Below are 17,538 nucleotides of genomic sequence, written 5' to 3' on the forward strand. Positions count from 1 at the left end.
CACTTTATTTAACGCTAATCTGTTTAATTTTACTTACTTTGTATAATGTTAATGATAACCATTTCAATTCTTAATATTATGGGACACCCCAAAACACTAATAATATAAACTGTTGTGTTGGATGGTATACAGCAAGGTCGGCAAAAAAACCGACCTGCTTTCAACAATACTTGGCCTGTTTTACAGACCAAATAACAATTACTGGTAGATAACAGTAAACTGTGCAGATGCGTTTGCAATACCGGCACCGACAGTAGTATCGAGCGATTTGTAGCGCGCAGTGAAGTCCAAGTTGGTCTCAGAACCTGCACCAGTTACCAGAGTATAAGGTGCTGATTCAGTGTATAAATTAACCACACGTTGGCTGGCATCGGACAACTCAATACCTACCCCCGTAGCCACACCAGCACCAGGTGTCAAAGCCAATACGCTGTTATCACCAGCAACACTGGTGCCATCAAACTTGATGATAGCCGTTGTTGCAGAGGCTGGGCACTCCTTCAGAACCAGTTGGAACTGGGTTGCGGAAGAGTAAGACCCAGCTCCGGCAAATGATGCGGCAGAAACCCGACCAAGGGAAACAGTCAGATTTTCTGAATTGGTATCGACAATACATGCAGAATCGGTAATTTCACCTTCGAAGTTAATCGTACCGTCAGCCGCATAAGCTGAAGACGCCAGAATGCCAGAAGCCACTAATGCAAGCGCCATTAAGTTTTTTTTCATTTTTGAATCCATAAATAGTATTTTATAAGCAAATCAACATAATTTGTATTATGTGATGGTGTGGTAAATAACCCGATAGTTGAAAGTATGCTAGCATTACCCAATACTAATAATGCCGATACTATCCAATCCACTCATTCTTTCAGAGAAGATTTTAAAAGCGGGATTGAAACAAATAAAACAATCAATATTCCACTAGGTTTTTTTGCTATCGCCTTAGTGAAAATATCAAATGAAAATCATCCCCAACAATAAAAATGTTATTCTCTATAACTATTAACCCAGAATAAGAAAGCAACATTCCATACAACCATTATGAATTAACCCAGACAATGTATATATAGGAGTGCGCGCAGTCATCCGTAGGAACATTCTTACATGGTACGCCATTTTTCTCCATTCAATGTACACGGCTTAAATAAGAATACACTTTTTTCACCCTCGAAAAAAATTAAGTCACTCATTACAATATTAGAAATACCGATTTTATTTATCAAAATTATTGACATGTCATTGATATTGAATTCCATAAAACGACTACATTACTCTGTCTATATCATGTGGGTAACTAACTTAGGACACTGAGTCTTACAGAGCGTCAAAGATACGGTCGTGGAGGATGCCATTGTTGTTGATTATTCAAGTTTATGCCGGTGAGCTATCAGGTTAATGCTGTTATTGGATAAGGGGCCGCATGGGTAGATGTCCTTGGGTCCGCTTGGAAAACGGAATCTATGCTCACTCCCATTTTTGCAACACTGATTTTGAAGATATCGTTGGCTTGCTTGAATCTATCCGGCGTCTGAATGAGCTTAATTGCCCGCGCCTCGATGAGTTCCGCCTCTAGAAAATATACGGCTTCAGATGAGCCTTTCCGTTTTACAGATTCCTCAACAGGCCGGTTGGCCGTTCGTATCATCAATAATCATTATTCGCAAAACTAGATAAGTGGCTGTTTAAAATCATTATTATTGTTGACCTTACGCATGGAACGTCTGTTGTCGTGCCGTCAGTGCTCAGGCTATTCTGGCAAGCTTGTTTGCCAGAGCACAGGTCACGACAAAATTACTTTTTCGGCACAACAGATCCCTAATCCAGTCGGCCAGCTTGCCAGACTGGTGTTCCAGTTTTTGTATAAAAACTCTGGCACACTGAACCAGTAAGGTTCGGATCTTTTTGTTGCCTCGCTTGCTGATCCCCAGCAACGACGTCCGGCCGCCCGTGCTGTACTGACGTGGTACCAGTCCTGTTGCTGCCGCAAAATCACGGCTGCTGGTGTACTGCTTCCCGTCACCAAGCTCAGTGGAAATGGTATTGGCTGTCAGCGTACCCACACAGGGGATCGTCAGTAAACGCTGACGCCAAACTCCAGCAGAAAAGCATGCATTTGATTAGTCGTTTTGACCTTATCCTGCACCAGAGACTCACGAACCCGATGTAGGGCCCGCATGGCCTGTTGAGACTCTGTTTTAGGCTGAACGAAGCGCATTGATGGACGTGATGCAGCCTCACAGATAGCTTCGGCATCAACGAAGTCGTTTTTATTAGTTTTAACGAACGGACGGGCAAACTGTGGTGATATCGATTATCAAGATATCGGTATGGGCGACACAACTCTGTTCCTCATGCCGGGTTGGTGCCGTTTTCTTCCCTGTTGTCATTATAGACTGGCGTGATCATGGAAAATCATCGACTGATGGTCAAGATTTTGACGGTGCGGATTTATTAACAGAAGCTTTGACACTGATTGAACATCTCGGCTTGACCCGGATAGTACCGGTTTCCATTGCACATGCCAGTTGGATAGCTGTTGATTTGGTGGACAGTTTAAAGGAACGTGTACCTGCGGTGATATTCCTTGATTGGATCATGAATCAGCCTGTGACGGAGTTTTTCACTGCAATCAGAGAGATGCAGCATGAAGATCGCTGACAATATGCACGGGGTCATCTGTACGAATTTTGGTTGGCAGAAAGCGACTCACCCATTATGGTCCATCATCTTAAAACTGAGATGGCAGAATCCAGCTACCAACTGTGGCGACTTGCAGGGCAGGTGATCGCTGATGCCTATCATCATTACGGCTCGCCGCTTCAATGCCTCGAAAACTCAAAAACCCACCGAAGGCTACTCATATCTATTCCCTCGACAGAAACGACGAATACCTTGCTTTACAATAGCGTTTCGCTTTGGCGCATGATTTCTTTAAAGTTAAACGTTTGGAGAATGCCAAAACTCATCTGGCCGTTCTTGAACGGCCGCGGGATGTACTGGCGGAGATTTTGGAATCAATATAAATATTTAGTTGTTCAATCGGAGACGGCCCTCTATACAGTTTTAATTCAGTTGCAACAAGGATGTAATGGTATGGAAAGAAAGATCAGACTCTTCAATTTATACTGGTACTATTTTCAGTAGGGGATCAGCTGAATTGAAGAGGTAAAGCTGATTTACTTTGCTTTTTTCACTGATTCACGGAGTAGTAATGGGCTTTCAACTGCCACAGTTCTCTGATGAGACTCACCGTTGATAATATGAAGCGCGCTAAGGCGTCCGATCTCGTAATGGGGTAATTGCACCGTTGAAAGTGGTGGTAAAAAAAGGTCACCGATACCCACCATATTATCGTAGCCTACCACCGCGACATCATGGGGGATCCTTAATCCCTGTGCCAGTAGCGTCTGATAGACCATAAAGGCGATACGATCGTTACCACATATCACTGAATCGAAATGAGGTTTACCGTGGTGGATATGCACCAGCAGCATGTCGGGAATATCGCGATAATGTTCATCCCCACACTCCATGTAATAGTGATCAAGTGTATCAGGAGCCACACCCGCTTCCGTGCATGCCTGCTCCAGACCTTTACGGCGTCTGACGGTAGCAAGTTGATTTGCAGGTAAATGTAAGCAGAGTGGGTGACGGTAACCTGCGGATAAAAGTGCATGCACCGCAGAATATTGTCCTTGTTCATCATTCGGAATATAGCTCGCTACCTGCTGATGTAAGCTTTCGCAGTTAGCCAGTACGCAGGGGAGGCTTAACAGCTTCTCGGGTAGTGGCACCTGCCGCAATCCCATAGTTGTATAGATAATGCCATCCGGCCGATGCGAGAGAAGCAAATCGACGATATTTTCCGGGCTGTCATCGGAAAACATGTTAACCACAAAGCTGTTCCAGCCATGCGCACGTGCAGTTTCTTCGATGGAGAGTGTGATTTCCACTGAAAAGGGTGTGGTGACGGTATCAAGTGCCAACACACCGATGGTTTTTGGAATCGCGTGAGCGCCACGTATTTTTTTTGCCGATAAATCGGGTACATAATTAGTCGCGTCGATAGCGGACTGTACGCGAGACAAGGTCTCCGGCTTCAGGCGTTCCGGGGAGTTTAATGCTCTGGAAACAGTCATCAGCGATACGTTTGCCAGTTTTGCCACATCTTTCAGGGATGCCATTCTTCTTGCTCCAAACTAGTCACTACGCCACAGGCTATAAAACTAACTTGCTGATGTAAAACGATCATACGTGATTTTGAATTGCGTGTGTTGATTGCTGTGAATCAGAAAAGTTGATCATGATCTCATACCGACAATGTTAACGTTAACTTTTGTGATTAACATCTATAATTGCACTAAAATAGCATGAGTTTTGTTTTGTGTTAACGTTATCATTTTGGCACCACTTCAGCATGAGATTGCCATGATGAAAACCCATCATTCTCACAGTTATCTGATACTCAGCGCTTTATTATTCTTTTTCTTTGTGACCTGGTCTGCCACAGGTTCGCTGCTCTCTATCTGGCTGCATCAGGAGGTCGGTTTGAAAGCAGGAGACACCGGGATCATTTTTTCAGTGATGTCGCTTTCCACTCTGTTTGTGCAAATTTGTTATGGTTTTATTCAGGATAAGCTCGGTCTGCGTAAGAATCTGCTCTGGTTTATCACGGCATTGTTGATCTTTTCTGGTCCAGCCTATCTGCTTTTTGGCCATCTTTTGAAAATTAATGTCTTTCTCGGCAGCTTTTTTGGTGGAGTCTATATCGGTCTGACATTCAATGGCGGTATTGGTGTCCTGGAATCCTACACTGAGCGTGTCGCTCGCCAGAGCCAGTTTGAATTCGGAAAAGCAAGAATGTGGGGATCGCTGGGTTGGGCCGTGGCAACGTTTTTCGCCGGGCTGCTGTTTAATATTAACCCGAAATTAAACTTCGTGGTCGCCAGCTGCTCCGGTCTGGTCTTCTTTATGCTTTTGATGCGGTTACGCGTCTCTTCGGCACCACACGCAATGCAGGAGGCCGTGTCAGGCGGAAAAGTCACGCTGGAAGATGCATTACGCCTGCTGACCCTGCCGCGCTTCTGGGCTCTAGTGTTCTTTGTCGTCGGGACCTGTATTTACGGCGTCTACGATCAACAGTTCCCGGTCTACTTTTCCTCACAGTTCCCGACGCAACATGAAGGAAACGCCATGTACGGATATCTAAATTCGTTTCAGGTGTTCCTTGAGGCAGCCGGTATGTTTTGTGCTCCATGGTTGGTCAATCGAGTCGGTGCCAAAAATGGTCTGATTTTCGCCGGAATGGTGATGGCGATGCGCATGATCGTTTCCGGATTAGTGGAGGGTCCACTGCTTATCTCCATCACTAAGCTGTTACACGCCGTTGAACTCCCGATACTGTTAATCGCTATCTTCAAATACAACAGCCTTAACTTCGATAAACGACTCTCATCTACGCTCTATCTGGTGGGCTTTGCCTGTACGAGCTCAGTGATAGCCACCGTGTTGTCACCCCTCGCAGGCTACAGCTACGAAAAATATGGATTTGCTCAGTCCTATCTAGTTATGGGGCTGATGGTGTTCTGTATCACCTTTATATCCATCTTCTTGTTGCACTCCAGTAAACCCTCCAGGGATCCGCAAACGCCGCAACTTTCCACTATCTGAATGAAAAGAGTGAAGACTATGACGTACTCAATTGCTAACGCTGAACAGGAACTTCAAGCTAAACACGAGGTGCTAAACCTGCGCTGGTACCCGCGCTATCATTTGGCCGCAAGGGCTGGCTGGATTAACGATCCTAATGGCTTGATTTGGTTTGAGGGTTGTTATCACGCATTTTACCAGCATCATCCCTATTCCACCCAGTGGGGACCGATGCACTGGGGACATGCGCGTAGCAAAGATTTACTTCATTGGGAGCACTTACCCGTTGCATTGGCCCCGGAAGGGCCGGAAGACAAAGACGGCTGTTTTTCTGGTTCGGCGGTGGTGGATGGCGATACCCTGGCGCTTATTTACACCGGGCACAAATTTCACGGCGACGCCAGCAATGAAGAGAACCTTTATCAGGTGCAGTGCCTGGCAACGAGCCGCGATGGTATTCACTTCAAGCGTGAGGGGATCATTGTGGATACTCCTCCGGGTTTGCATCACTTCCGCGACCCTAAGGTCTGGCGCGAAGAGGATAGCTGGTACATGGTCGTCGGTGCGCGCGTTGGCGATACTGGGCAAGTACGGTTATATCGCTCAGCTGATCTGCGCCAATGGCAGGAAGAAGGGATCCTGGATGAGGCGGAAACCGGTATGGGCTTTATGTGGGAGTGCCCCGACTTCTTTCTCCTCAATGGTAAACGCGTTTTGATGTTTTCTCCACAGGGGATAGCCGCGCAGGGTTTTGAGAATCGCAACCTGTTCCAGAGCGGCTATCTGGTGGGTGACTGGCAGCCCGGACAGCAGTTTGTCCGCGTAGGAGAATTTGTCGAAATGGATCACGGACACGACTTCTATGCCCCGCAGAGCTTCCTCACGCCGGATGGCCGCCGCATTGTCATTGGCTGGCTGGATATGTGGGAGTCGCCGCTACCGGAACAACAGGACGGCTGGGCCGGGATGTTGTCTCTGCCGCGTGAACTGAGTCTTGATGAGAACAATCACCTGCAGATGCGGCCCGCGAAAGAGGTAGAAGCTCTGCGCCAGGCTTGGTTCCCGTGGCCTGTCAGCACCTTGAAAAACCAGCAGATCCTAACGGCGAACAAGGGGGAGGCCATGGAGATTGTGCTTCACTGGGATTGCGCGAACTGTGATGCTGAACAGTATGGTCTAAGCCTTGGTGAAGGTCTGCGCATCTATGCAGAGACCCAAATGCAGCGTTTAGTGCTTGAGCGCTACTATCCTCAGCACGGATTATGTGGCACGCGCAGCGTACCGCTGGTGGCCGGAACTGCTCTTGCTTTGCGTTTATATATCGATAGCTCCTCGGTAGAAGTATTTGTTAATGATGGCGAGGCATGCCTCAGCAGCCGAATTTATCCTGATGCCGATCGACGTGAGTTGAGTTTATTTGCCTGGAATGGAACGGCGATATTATGCGATGCCGGAGCCTGGCAACTGGAATAAGCAATATTTAGCACCGTTAATAACCCGCCTTCGACGATAGGCGGGTTATTACTGCGTTTATTTTTGGACTGTACGGACCACCACTTCCAGCAGACCTTTTTTCTCGATGCCTTTCAGTAGGTCGATAAAGTGACGGGCTTTGGGGGCGAATTCGTTGAGTCTTACCGAGCCAATTACTCTCATACTCTCGAAGCTGGCAACGACGCTTATATGGCTGATGCCCTGACATACCCTGGGCCGGATTATAAAAATAGACAGGGGAAACTCCTGATGGTGACCGGCGTGAAAGACACACTGATCCAATCAAACGATGATTTTTATAAAAAAGCAAAGCAAGCCGGTGTGGATGTGACGTATTGGCGCATCGAAGACATGGACCATTACATCAGAAACAGGCCTGAGCTGATCAAGCGTTCATTTGAATGGCTGAAACAACAACTGGAACCTGACAATTCGCAATAAGCGGCCTGCCGCAGCGCACTGTTGTATGAAAACATCATAGCGGTTCAACCTTCCTGAAGAGGGAGAAGATGGCCAGCCATGAAGTCTACAAAAACTCTGAGTTTAAAGCAGAGTGTGCGATCGAATTCTTTGACTAACCATAAAAGAATGGAGGGAAATTTGGCTGTGTCTCTTAACTGCCCGTGGTGCTGTTGCAGCCCCAAAAACCCATCACTTAGGGCCGAATGCTGTAGACATTTCCTGTTACCCAGGTCCCCACCAATAAATCAGCGTTACGTCCTCGACCCAGCGCGACCGCACTCCCAGATAAATCATTGACCACGATGGTCGAGCGACCATCAAACGTTACTCTCCGAACTACGTTAGCACCGTTGTCAATAACGAACACAGCATCTTTGCCATCAGACAAAATACCTACGCCTGGACGATTGAAACTGGCCCCCATCTCCTGATGTTTCCCATCAGGCGAGATCCGAGTCACTCGCCCGCCATACTGAGACGCCACCAGGCTACCATCTTCCATTTCCACGACGCCGACTGGCAGCGAAAGTGACCGAGCCACGATCTCAGCTTGTCCGGTTGAGACATCAATAGAGAGTATTTCCCCAGAACTTCGGTTCGCGACAAGCAACCGCCCGTTGCGTCCAAAAGCGATCCCAGTAGGTGTAGCCAAGTTCTCGGCAATTCGACGACTCTTCCCATCGGCAGCGATGTGTAGGATGTAATGGCCTGAATACGAGCTCACATAGAGTCCTCCTGCGCTATCCAGCGCCAAGCCGGAGGCCGCAGGAATGTTGCGCGCTAAGATGGTACGTCTTCCATCTGCACTGATGCGCGTTACAGTATCGGCACTCCAGTCCGATACGTAGGTCATACCGTCTTGTGCGGTTACGATAGCAGTGGGTGACTGGAACCCTGTGAATAGGGGTTCTCCGGCATGCACTGGGTTCATCAATAAACACAGGAGTGAAGCAGCCATGGTTCTGTTAGTAAGTATTGATTTTGTGAATTTATGCATTTGTAACTTTACGCCGCAATGAGTGAATCTAAAACGTGGTGCCTGCACACTACGCTGTCCAACATCAATATATCTTTTGATCACTTTTGGTTGTGCTATAGACCAACTCGGTGAAGCTGCCATAATGAGTATCAGCCGCAGAGATCAGAAGAGCTTCTTTCCTGCAAGAAGACTTCTTTAGCGGCAAGCAGGCCGTTGATTGCAGCAGGAAAGCCAGCATAAACCGCCATCTGCATGATAACTTCGATGATCTCTTGCCGAGAGCAGCCAACATTGCGAGCGCCATAGATATGCACCTTGAGTTGTGGAGATGCGTTCCCCATCGCTGTGAGGGATGCTACCACGGCAAGTTCTCGAGTTTTGAGGTCGAGTCCCGGTCTTGAATAGATGTCACCAAACGGAAACTCAATGAGTAGCCGAGCAAAGTCGGGGGCGATATCTTCCAGACTTTCTATGACGTTCTCACCCGCTTTTCCATCAATCTCTTTGAGCTTCTCCCAGCCTCTGACATAGCGTTCGTTGTTCATCATCACTCCTTAGTTAACTGATGTGTGCACTTTACATTTCACCCAATGGGTTCATCCAATACCATTTTTGTGATACCTTTTAGGTATGAATGAACCTATAGATCTACGACAATTTCGATACTTCCTTGCTGTCAGCGAGGAGCTTAATTTCGGGCGGGCTGCGGCGCGACTACACATATCCCAGCCCCCATTGAGCAGGCAGATCCAGCAGCTCGAAGCGGTGTTGGGCGTTGAGCTGTTCGTGCGAACCCGGAGCGGGGTGACACTGACAAAAGCAGGTGCCGCATTTTTACCCGAGGTCAGACGGACATTAGTGCAAGCAAATAAGGCCATAGCTGCTGCTAGAGCGGCACGCGTTATCGTTGCAGGTAAGTTCGTCGTGGGTTACACAACCGTGTTTGACCGAAGCGTTATTCCTGATGTATTTGAGCCTTTACGTCAGCGTTTCCCTAACTGGCAGATTGTTACTCAAGGCAAGCATTCGATCAGTCTTGTGCGGGATATCAAAAACGGAATAATGGATGTAGCCTTTATCGGCTTGCATACCGAGGCTAAAGGTCTGAAGGTCGAGATGCTATTTGAGGATCCACTCATAGTCGCATTGCCCGCCATTCATCCTCTTGCCCGTAAGCGCAGTCTAGGCTTTGATGACCTTCGCGGTGAGTCAATATTTCGCTTTGAACGGCGACTGAACCCAGGTTTTTATGATCACTGCCAGTCGTTCTTCGAACAGATTGACTTCAAACCCAACATGATCCCTGAACCCGATGATCACCATATCTTGCTCGGCCTTATTGCCGAGGGACAAGGGATCGCATTCATCTTTTCATCACTACAGAAGGTCAAGCGGCAGGGCGTTGTCTTTCGACGACTAAAAGCAGAGGCTAAAAGTTTGTCCAGTGGTATCGCTGTTGCATATTCCCCAGACAACTCGTCAGAGATCTTAAAGCAATACCTGGAACTTACCAAGGCTGCGACTTTTGGCGCTACGAGAGGTGCGCTTAGCACCATTCTCAAATCAGAGTAGAGTCTTATTTTACCCATCAGTCAGCAATAAGTTGCTCTGTTACTTAGCAGGGTAAGCACCACATTTATAAGCGAATCAGTTGAAGGCCTACACTATCCTTTAACTCTAGTATCCTGGAACGCGGGACGGTGGATCTGCCAGAGCATCCAAATAATGCCCAGGCAAACAGTGAACGCACCGACCCATCCAGTGCTGGCCAACCCCATCGTCCCCAGACTTACCCCGCCCAGCAGAGAACCCAGTGCAATGCCGCCATTGAAGCCTGCGATATTCAACCCGGCAGCTACCGCAGGTGCTTGTGGTGCATGAATGTGCGATAGTCCGATCAAACGAGCCTGTAAGGCGGGCACTGCGGCGTAGGTTAGCGCACCCAACAGGCCTACCAGTGGCACCATGAGCGTCAGCGATGGAGCAAATATCCAGATTGCAATTAACACCACGACCAAACCGATCAGTACTGTCATCACTGCCGCATCAGCACCTCTGCGGTCGGCTAGGCGCCCCCCCCAGACATTACCGACAGCAGCCATCACGCCATAGCCCAGCATCAGCAGGCTGGCAGTGCTTTCGCTGACTTTGGTTACTACCAGCAGGATAGGCGAAATGTAGGTGTAGAACGTGAACGAGCCAGCATAAGCCAGTACAGTGATGCCAGCACCTGCCAGGAGGCGCGGATTGAATATAGCCTTGAGGCCATCCATCGCGTTGGCCTGCGCCGAAGTATCATTGTGGTCGGTCGGCATCAGGATCAGTAGGCCCACGAAGCCGATTGTGCCACAGGCGGCCACAGCCATGAAGATCACCTGCCAGCTCAAGATACTACCCAGGTAAGTCCCTAGCGGTACGCCCAAAGCCAAGGCAAGCGTCAGACCTGCGAAGACAACCGCAACCGCAGCACCGGCGCGGTTAGGCCCAACCAGTTGTGTGGCAACGCTGGAGGCCACAGCGAGAAACACACCATGACCAAGTCCGGAAGCAAAGCGAGCCACCAACATAGGCGTCAGGGTGTCCGACAAACCCACCACCGTGTTTCCCAGCGTGAATAATCCCATGGCCGCTAACAGGAGACGCTTTCGTGGCCAGCGGGTGGCGAGCGCTGTCAGTCCCGGGGCGCCAATGACCGCCCCCAGCGCATAAGCCGTCACTGCCGTTCCCACCTGACTGATGCTGGAGTGCAGATCAGCGGAAATGTTGGATACCAGACCTATGGTGACAAACTCGGTGAATCCCAATGCGAAGGCACAGAGCGCGAAGACGTAGATAACGAAGGGCATGCGCTCGTTCATGGCTTATTCCCGCCCATAAGCGCTAGACACCAACAGAGGTAGCATCGCTTCAGCTACACCTTTAGCAGAGGCTGGGTTCTGGCCAGTCACCAGCCTCTCGCTCACCACGACCTGAGCCTGAAAGTCTGCTACTGGCAGATGCCTGGCCCCTCGTTCCTGCAAGGCATCGGCGAGCAAAAAAGGCACCGTCTCGTACAAACCAACCGCGCGCTCCTCTTCGTTGGTGAATGCCGAAATTTCCTTGTCTGCGACCAGATAGTGACCATCAGCGAGCTTGATATTCACCAGACCTGCCGGTCCATGGCATACCGCAGAGACCACTCCTCCACGCTCATAAATACTCGCGGCAATAGCGGCCAGTTTTGTGTTATCTGGGAAGTCCCACATCGTCGCATGACCACCTGCATAGAAGATCGCCGCATAGGCATCGGGATCTACCTGTGACGGTGCCAGCGTGTTTTCGATGGCCTTACGAAGCACTACATCATTCCAGAATGCAGCATTGACCGGATCCTCGAGATCCAATCCGTCGACATGGGTTTTGCCTCCCTTGGGGCTAACGAAATCGATGCTGAAACCGGCTTCGATGAGCACTTTATGTGGGTGTGTTACCTCAGACAGGTAGAAACCGCTCGGTGCGGCGTCCATTGCATCTGCGGGACCTTTTCGATCATGACTGGTCAATACGAACAGTATGCGCTGTGCCATTTGTTGGTTCCTTTAAACGTAAAGAGGGGGGAGGGCATCCGTCCACAGCTCAAAACTGCTTAGGTGGGATGAACATCATCAGAGGTTATTCTGGATGATTTGCTTTAAGTATTAAAGTGACTAAAATAGACAAACACTTTCCCTTAAATGGCCCAAATAAGTTGCGCAACGATGATCTCGCCGTCTTTCTGCATGTTGTTGACTGTCTCAGCTTTTCAGCGGCGGCAAGAAACCTTCATATTACCCCCAAAGCTGTCAGCAAGCAGATTGCCAGGTTAGAGGGGGCTCTTGGGACGACCTTGTTTGAAAGGAACACCCGTAACTTACGTATCACGGATGAGGGACGCGCCATTGCAGAAAGAGTACGTGTTGCCCTTTCAGTTTTGGATGAAGTGAAAGAGCTTGCTCAAGGCGGAAGTCAGGAACTGACCGGACACATACGCTTAACCGCGCCAGCTCCCTTTGGGCGAAAATTTGTTGCCCCAGCGATAACTGATTTTTGTCGGTTACACCCAAGAGTTGGATTTGACCTGCGTCTTTCCGATCAGATCCAGGATTTGTACAGAGGCGATCTGGATCTGGCGATTCGTATGGGTGAGTTGGCAGACTCAAGACTTCTTGCTCGTCGGATCGCCGATAACCGACGCATTCTAGTGGCTTCGCCGACCTTTATTGCGGCACATGGAAATCCCGCACGACCGGAAGAGTTAGAGCACTACAATTGCCTGGTGTTTGCCTATCCTGGATTACTGCAAAACACATGGCCGCTGCGAAAAGGCCGATGCGAGAAGTCCATCGTCATCGACGGCATGCTCTGCAGCGACAATGGCGAAGTTTTACATGAATGGTGTCTTGCTGGCTTGGGAATTTCTTTGCGTGAAATTTGGGATGTTCACGAGGAATTGCACAATGGCCAACTGGTGCGTGTCTTGCCTGACTGGGAAGGCGTGGCATCCAAAATCAGCCTCGTGCGAGCACGCAGAGAACCCGTGCCGCACCGACTGACCGTCTTCAGTGACTTCTTACTTGAACGATGGCAGCAGACGCCATGGGAGCACTGATGCAGTTTGCTGCCATTTCCTCTTAAACAATGTAACAGTGCAACTTCTACAATGCTTGACATTAGATAGGAATATCTCTCGATCCTATTGGTACGCCTGTACATATATTTTTTGGGTCGATAGAGAGTCATCACGTTACGTGCGTTTAACATATTGGTTCATCGCGTTCTCCTGATATTAGGGGGAACGTGTCAACGCTATTTAGGGCGGGTCATTTTTTTGGTAAGGGGCAACATAATTTGACTGATTCACATCAAGATAATCAGCCCACCATTGCATCATCTGATATCTGACTTCAAGGTGCTCTGCCAGATGATTGTAGGCCGCCCTGACGGTGATGACTCATCTGGAGTTTAATGGCATCCCGTGACCACCTTCCAGATTCCATTAGGGCACTACAGGCCATGGCACGGAATCCGTGGCCGCAGATTTCATCTTTTGTGTCATAACCCATCAGGCGCAAAGCCTTGTTGACCGTGTTTTCGCACATTGGCTTATACGGATTATGGTCACCGGGGAATATCAGCACCTGATGCCCGGATATTCCCTTTATCTGTTTCAGAAGGGTGATGGCCTGATGGGAGAGGGGCACAATATGCGGTGTGTGCATTTTCGCGCCACGCCCGGAATAGCGAACGTCGGGGATAGCTTCGCGAGTGGCGGGAATGGTCCAGATTCGGTTTCTGAAATCGATCTCAGACCAACGGGCAAAACGCAGCTCACTGGAACGGATAAACAGGTGCAGAGTGAGCGATACTGCCAACCGGGTTAATTCTCGTCCTTGCTGGTAGCCGTCAATGCGTGTCAACAGTTCCGGTAGTTGCTCCAGTGGAAGGGCAGGGTAGTGGCGTTTAATCGGAAGTGCCGTTATACCATCCAGATTCGCCGCCGGATTGTTTTCTATCAGTTCCTGATGCACGGCATGACGCATGATGTTGCACATATGCTGTCGGGTACGGGCCGCCACTTCCAGCAGACCTTTTTTCTCGATGCCTTTCAGTAGGTCGATAAAGTGACGGGTTTTCAGTTCGGTGACCGGAAGGTGTCCAATTATCGGGAAGATATGGTTGTTCATGCTGGCAAGCAGACGGACGGAGTGGTTCTCTGACCAGGTTCGATTACTTTTATGCCAGCTCAATGCCACTGACTTGAAGGATTTTTCCGGTGAGCGAGCGGCTCTTTCTGCGATACGTTGCTGCGCTGGGTTGATATTCTGTGCCAGCAATTTACGGATACTGTCACGCTGCTGACGGGCATCGGCCAGAGATACATCAGAGTAGGCACCTAAGCCAAGGCGAGATTCTTTTTTGTTGATACGATATTTAAGATACCAGAGACGTGAACCGCTTGGATTGACTAAAAGGTATAGGCCGTGGGAATCGGAAACTTTGAAAGGTTTTTCAGAAGGCTTGAGACTGCGGATTTTAGTGTCGTTCAGAGACATAGGGTGGTCACTCCATAATCGAACTGAAATGACCCCAAATCAGACCACCAATCTTGCCCGATGCGGAGGGGGAGATGAAAATGCATCGGGAAGACTTTTCACACTAACTCGTTGAATCTAAAACTTATAAAGATTCGTGAAGATGCATGAAAACATAAATTTGGCTCCTCTGACTGGACTCGAACCAGTGACATACGGATTAACAGTCCGCCGTTCTACCGACTGAACTACAGAGGAATCGTGTGAACGGGGCGCATGATATCTAGCATGCCCGATACTGTCAACGCTAAATTAGTACATTGCGATTGACTGCTCAGCATCTGAGCAAAGAGGGGGGAGATAGCGGCTAAATAAGGCCAGTCCGCGATTTATTATTAACTATCGACTCTTTACTGCTTCAACGAAGGTATAGGTAATTAACTTAGTGGCTGCATATTATCGGTGTTTTGATTATCCGCTAACCCATTTTCCCAACGTTTTAATCGGGCGAGTGGGTCCTGACGATAGAATGCGCAGAAATGCTGATAAACAACAGGAAAACGACTTTCTAATAGTTCAGGCGCACTGAAGAAATACTCTGATAATACCGCAAAACATTCGGCCGGATCACTGGCGGCATACGCATCCATACTGGCAGCCTCGACACCCACCATATCTATCTCATCTTGAATACTGTCCATCGCCTGATGCAGGTCATATTCCCATGCAGCTACATCACGCATAGCAATAGGAGGCACCCCGTTAGAATTGCCACCATTACGCATATCCAGCTTATGCGAGGCCTCATGAATAACCAGATTAAAGCCTGATAAATCAAAGGAATCTTGAATGTCTTGCCAGTTCAAGACAATCGGCCCTTGTTCCCAACTTTGACCCGATTGTACCGTTTGGCCAGAGTGCACCAAGCCGAGATCATCTTGCCAGTCGTCGTCAACCACAAAAGGTGAAGGATAAATAAGGACTTCATGAAAGCCATCTAGCCATTTGGCGCCGAGTTCCATCACTGGCAGTGCGAATAGCAGACAAAGGCGGGCTTGCATCAGCGGTGTTAGTTCTAACCCCTGCAATGGCACCAGCCGCTTTTGTTGCAGCAAATTACTGGCAACAGAAACCAGCCGCTGCTGCTCCTGCTCATTCAGCGGAGCCAACAGTGGGATGTTCAGTGCTTCCTGCCACTGCGCAAGCATCTCCGCTTGCGGTTGATTTGCTTTCCACAGCCACTTAATCATCAGGTTGCCCACAAAGTGATAATTCGAATATCTAAAGCAGGGAGGTGTTGCCATAAACATGCCGTAAAAAGGTGCATGATCGCAACCGTTTCATGGAGAGATACCGGAGCGGCTGAAGAGGTTGCCCCGAAAACGACTGAGAAGATAACCTTTCTGAGGGAAAAACCCCCACTTGCTCCGCCATTATTCAAGCACTTATAGAAAAAAAATTCAGCGATCCCTATCACACTAAGTTGGCGTGGCAAGATGATAAATAATAGGTCAGGGTTGTTGATTGTTTGCTGCTATTTAGGCCTATATTTAATTATGACATCAGAGAGTTCTGACTGATGAGTCCCAAATGCAGGAGAAGGCTATTCGCGGCTTAACCGGTTTCATTGTAATACTGACGGCGCTACTGCTGCCGGGCAGTGTTGCCTATGCAGCGATGGCGGGTGATGCCAGCCCGATATTCATGCCAATATCGAGTCTCCTCACCTCTGACCCGATTCGGGTCGCTCAACACCATTTTGAGCAGATTGAATCCTATCAGGTCATAATTCATTCTCTGTCAGCACAGGGCGAGGCTACGGTGATTCGTTATAGCTATCGTAAGCCGGGATATGTGCGTATGGATTTTACTGAACCCCATAATGGCGCCGCGCTGGTCTATAGCCCTGACAGTGGCAAAGTTCGATTATGGCCCTTCGGTGTAAACACGCTACCCGTGCTGAGCCTTTTGCCCACCAATATCTTAATACGCGATAAAAATGGCCACCGGGTGGATCAATCAGACATTGGAAGGTTGTTAGACAACATCCAGCGCCTGCAACAAGGTGGCAAGACCGCAATTCTTGGTGAGGAGGTTTTCGCGCAACAACCGGTATTGCAACTCTCAATAACTGGCCCGGCCGGTTTCACTGTGGATAAGGTGCATCGTTGTGACATCTGGCTAGATAATCGATCCCATTTGCCTGTCAAAGTGATCAGCTATGGGGTGGATGAAGAGCAACTGGAAACGGTCATTATGGCGGCAATGATTATCAATTTGCATTTTCCTGAGCATTTTTTCACCCCTTGATGCGGAGTTCGCTGGTATGGCTGAGTATCGGTTTTCCACTATTTGGCAGGTCAAGGCACCACTTCAGGCGGTATGGGATATTTTATGCCACCCGGATATGTGGCCGCATTGGTGGAAAAGCCTGGAGCAAATCATTGAGATAGAAAAAGGTGATCTACAGGGTATCGGCGCATTACATCGTTATACCTGGAAAGGTGTACTTCCTTATCGGATAACCTTTGATATTCATGTAGTAACCATTATGCCTTTACATTTGTTAGAGGGGCAGGCGAGTGGTGAAGTTGAAGGGATTGGGCAGTGGTCATTATTTTACAATGGCAGCGACACCATTGTTCGTTACGATTGGCATATTCGAACCAATACGCGCTGGATGAACTGTCTGGCGCCAATCGCTGCCCCATTATTTCGCTGGAATCATGATAGCGTTATGCGAGAAGGTGCCAAAGGGTTAGCGCGTAAATTAGGCACCCAGGTGGAGATGAGGTGATGCTATCGCGCCATAAGATGGCATTACGTACTGGCTTACAATGATTGGCAGAGCCAAAAAAGATAACAGTAAGTGATAATTATTTCTGTTTATAAGATAATAAAAGT

The 17,538-nt window shown here is 48.7% G+C and carries 16 protein-coding genes, 1 tRNA gene and 3 pseudogenes; 9 read left to right on the plus strand and 11 right to left on the minus strand.

All coding sequences use genetic code 11. From position 1 onward, the window contains the following. Positions 1 to 198 precede the first annotated feature (198 nt). Complete coding sequence (locus V2A85_RS14725; RefSeq protein ID WP_372558614.1) at positions 199 to 726, minus strand: fimbrial protein; 528 nt, start codon at positions 724 to 726, stop codon at positions 199 to 201. Between the two features lie 87 nt (positions 727 to 813). On the opposite strand from V2A85_RS14725, the gene V2A85_RS14730 reads away from it, so the two are divergent. Next, positions 814 to 981, plus strand: a complete 168-nt coding sequence (locus tag V2A85_RS14730) for a hypothetical protein (protein ID WP_420071725.1) — start codon at positions 814 to 816, stop codon at positions 979 to 981. A 761-nt stretch (positions 982 to 1,742) separates the two neighbouring features. On the opposite strand, the pseudogene V2A85_RS14735 reads toward V2A85_RS14730, so the two are convergent. After that, a pseudogene (locus V2A85_RS14735) lies at positions 1,743 to 2,308 on the minus strand (transposase); the annotation flags it as partial. On the opposite strand from V2A85_RS14735, the gene V2A85_RS14740 reads away from it, so the two are divergent. Next, complete coding sequence (locus tag V2A85_RS14740; protein ID WP_372558616.1) at positions 2,299 to 2,658, plus strand: alpha/beta fold hydrolase; 360 nt, start codon at positions 2,299 to 2,301, stop codon at positions 2,656 to 2,658. The pseudogene V2A85_RS14735 and the gene V2A85_RS14740 sit on opposite strands and share 10 nt — an antisense overlap. Positions 2,659 to 3,176: 518 nt before the next feature. Here V2A85_RS14740 and V2A85_RS14745 read toward each other — a convergent pair. Further along, positions 3,177 to 4,184: a LacI family DNA-binding transcriptional regulator gene (locus V2A85_RS14745; RefSeq protein WP_372558617.1), complete on the minus strand. Its 1,008-nt coding sequence runs from the start codon at positions 4,182 to 4,184 to the stop codon at positions 3,177 to 3,179. Between the two features lie 244 nt (positions 4,185 to 4,428). Between V2A85_RS14745 and V2A85_RS14750 the strand changes: the two genes are divergently transcribed. Both V2A85_RS14750 and V2A85_RS14755 read left to right on the plus strand, forming a co-directional pair. Continuing rightward, complete coding sequence (locus V2A85_RS14750; RefSeq protein WP_372558618.1) at positions 4,429 to 5,670, plus strand: MFS transporter; 1,242 nt, start codon at positions 4,429 to 4,431, stop codon at positions 5,668 to 5,670. Between the two features lie 18 nt (positions 5,671 to 5,688). Next, entirely contained in the window at positions 5,689 to 7,122 is a 1,434-nt protein-coding gene (locus V2A85_RS14755; RefSeq protein WP_420071726.1) for a glycoside hydrolase family 32 protein, read from the plus strand. Positions 7,123 to 7,185: 63 nt separating this feature from the next. On the opposite strand, the pseudogene V2A85_RS14760 reads toward V2A85_RS14755, so the two are convergent. After that, positions 7,186 to 7,257: pseudogene (locus V2A85_RS14760) on the minus strand (hypothetical protein); the annotation flags it as partial. Positions 7,258 to 7,332: 75 nt separating this feature from the next. Between V2A85_RS14760 and V2A85_RS14765 the strand changes: the two are divergent. Further along, a complete protein-coding gene (locus V2A85_RS14765; RefSeq protein WP_372558620.1) occupies positions 7,333 to 7,584 on the plus strand; it encodes a hypothetical protein in 252 nt (83 codons plus the stop codon). Between the two features lie 214 nt (positions 7,585 to 7,798). On the opposite strand, the gene V2A85_RS14770 is transcribed toward V2A85_RS14765, so the two are convergent. Beyond that, positions 7,799 to 8,725 (minus strand): virginiamycin B lyase family protein, encoded by a 927-nt coding sequence (locus V2A85_RS14770; RefSeq protein ID WP_420071727.1) that lies wholly within the window; start codon positions 8,723 to 8,725, stop codon positions 7,799 to 7,801. A gap of 8 nt (positions 8,726 to 8,733) precedes the next feature. Next, complete coding sequence (locus V2A85_RS14775; protein WP_372559876.1) at positions 8,734 to 9,129, minus strand: carboxymuconolactone decarboxylase family protein; 396 nt, start codon at positions 9,127 to 9,129, stop codon at positions 8,734 to 8,736. An 85-nt stretch (positions 9,130 to 9,214) separates the two neighbouring features. On the opposite strand from V2A85_RS14775, the gene V2A85_RS14780 reads away from it, so the two are divergent. Continuing rightward, positions 9,215 to 10,156 (plus strand): LysR substrate-binding domain-containing protein, encoded by a 942-nt coding sequence (locus V2A85_RS14780; protein WP_420071728.1) that lies wholly within the window; start codon positions 9,215 to 9,217, stop codon positions 10,154 to 10,156. 92 nt (positions 10,157 to 10,248) lie between these two features. Here the strand turns inward: V2A85_RS14780 and V2A85_RS14785 are convergent, their stop codons facing one another. Together V2A85_RS14785 and V2A85_RS14790 are read right to left on the minus strand one after the other, a co-directional pair. Next, the gene (locus V2A85_RS14785; RefSeq protein ID WP_420071729.1) at positions 10,249 to 11,442 is read right to left on the minus strand and encodes an MFS transporter; all 1,194 of its coding nucleotides are present in this window, start codon (positions 11,440 to 11,442) and stop codon (positions 10,249 to 10,251) included. 3 nt (positions 11,443 to 11,445) lie between these two features. Next, complete coding sequence (locus V2A85_RS14790; protein WP_372558624.1) at positions 11,446 to 12,150, minus strand: type 1 glutamine amidotransferase domain-containing protein; 705 nt, start codon at positions 12,148 to 12,150, stop codon at positions 11,446 to 11,448. Positions 12,151 to 12,311: 161 nt separating this feature from the next. Between V2A85_RS14790 and V2A85_RS14795 the strand changes: the two genes are divergently transcribed. Beyond that, positions 12,312 to 13,211 carry a LysR family transcriptional regulator gene (locus tag V2A85_RS14795; RefSeq protein ID WP_420071731.1) on the plus strand — a complete coding sequence of 300 codons (900 nt, stop codon included), beginning with the start codon at positions 12,312 to 12,314 and terminating at the stop codon, positions 13,209 to 13,211. Positions 13,212 to 13,412: 201 nt separating this feature from the next. On the opposite strand, the pseudogene V2A85_RS14800 reads toward V2A85_RS14795, so the two are convergent. The 3 genes and pseudogenes from V2A85_RS14800 to mtfA form a co-directional block, all read right to left on the minus strand. Beyond that, positions 13,413 to 14,655, minus strand: a pseudogene (locus V2A85_RS14800) (tyrosine-type recombinase/integrase). A gap of 161 nt (positions 14,656 to 14,816) precedes the next feature. After that, positions 14,817 to 14,892: transfer RNA gene (locus V2A85_RS14805), tRNA-Asn, on the minus strand. 179 nt (positions 14,893 to 15,071) lie between these two features. Next, positions 15,072 to 15,884 (minus strand): DgsA anti-repressor MtfA, encoded by an 813-nt coding sequence (gene mtfA, locus V2A85_RS14810; RefSeq protein WP_372558625.1) that lies wholly within the window; start codon positions 15,882 to 15,884, stop codon positions 15,072 to 15,074. Positions 15,885 to 16,224: 340 nt separating this feature from the next. Here mtfA and V2A85_RS14815 point away from each other — a divergent pair, with 340 nt between their 5' ends. Further along, positions 16,225 to 16,944: a DUF1571 domain-containing protein gene (locus tag V2A85_RS14815; protein WP_420071730.1), complete on the plus strand. Its 720-nt coding sequence runs from the start codon at positions 16,225 to 16,227 to the stop codon at positions 16,942 to 16,944. Between the two features lie 16 nt (positions 16,945 to 16,960). Further along, positions 16,961 to 17,431, plus strand: coding sequence for an SRPBCC family protein (locus V2A85_RS14820; RefSeq protein WP_372558627.1), 471 nt, complete (start codon positions 16,961 to 16,963; stop codon positions 17,429 to 17,431). Positions 17,432 to 17,538: the final 107 nt, after the last annotated feature.

It is taken from the genome of Yersinia sp. 1252 StPb PI (assembly GCF_048593885.1).
Classification (GTDB): Bacteria; Pseudomonadota; Gammaproteobacteria; order Enterobacterales; family Enterobacteriaceae; genus Yersinia; species Yersinia enterocolitica_E.

What these genes read in the sequence shown, in the direction of transcription:
- V2A85_RS14730 (WP_420071725.1), top strand. Translation starts at nt 814, where the DNA reads ATGCTAGCATTACCCAATACTAATAATGCCGATACTATCCAATCCACT.
- V2A85_RS14790 (WP_372558624.1), bottom strand. Translation starts at nt 12,150, where the DNA reads ATGGCACAGCGCATACTGTTCGTATTGACCAGTCATGATCGAAAAGGT.
- V2A85_RS14815 (WP_420071730.1), top strand. Translation starts at nt 16,225, where the DNA reads ATGCAGGAGAAGGCTATTCGCGGCTTAACCGGTTTCATTGTAATACTG.
- V2A85_RS14820 (WP_372558627.1), top strand. Translation starts at nt 16,961, where the DNA reads ATGGCTGAGTATCGGTTTTCCACTATTTGGCAGGTCAAGGCACCACTT.
- V2A85_RS14725 (WP_372558614.1), bottom strand. Translation starts at nt 726, where the DNA reads ATGAAAAAAAACTTAATGGCGCTTGCATTAGTGGCTTCTGGCATTCTG.
- V2A85_RS14780 (WP_420071728.1), top strand. Translation starts at nt 9,215, where the DNA reads ATGAATGAACCTATAGATCTACGACAATTTCGATACTTCCTTGCTGTC.
- V2A85_RS14765 (WP_372558620.1), top strand. Translation starts at nt 7,333, where the DNA reads ATGGCTGATGCCCTGACATACCCTGGGCCGGATTATAAAAATAGACAG.
- V2A85_RS14785 (WP_420071729.1), bottom strand. Translation starts at nt 11,442, where the DNA reads ATGAACGAGCGCATGCCCTTCGTTATCTACGTCTTCGCGCTCTGTGCC.
- mtfA (WP_372558625.1), bottom strand. Translation starts at nt 15,884, where the DNA reads ATGATTAAGTGGCTGTGGAAAGCAAATCAACCGCAAGCGGAGATGCTT.
- V2A85_RS14750 (WP_372558618.1), top strand. Translation starts at nt 4,429, where the DNA reads ATGATGAAAACCCATCATTCTCACAGTTATCTGATACTCAGCGCTTTA.
- V2A85_RS14755 (WP_420071726.1), top strand. Translation starts at nt 5,689, where the DNA reads ATGACGTACTCAATTGCTAACGCTGAACAGGAACTTCAAGCTAAACAC.
- V2A85_RS14745 (WP_372558617.1), bottom strand. Translation starts at nt 4,184, where the DNA reads ATGGCATCCCTGAAAGATGTGGCAAAACTGGCAAACGTATCGCTGATG.
- V2A85_RS14775 (WP_372559876.1), bottom strand. Translation starts at nt 9,129, where the DNA reads ATGAACAACGAACGCTATGTCAGAGGCTGGGAGAAGCTCAAAGAGATT.
- V2A85_RS14770 (WP_420071727.1), bottom strand. Translation starts at nt 8,725, where the DNA reads ATGGCAGCTTCACCGAGTTGGTCTATAGCACAACCAAAAGTGATCAAA.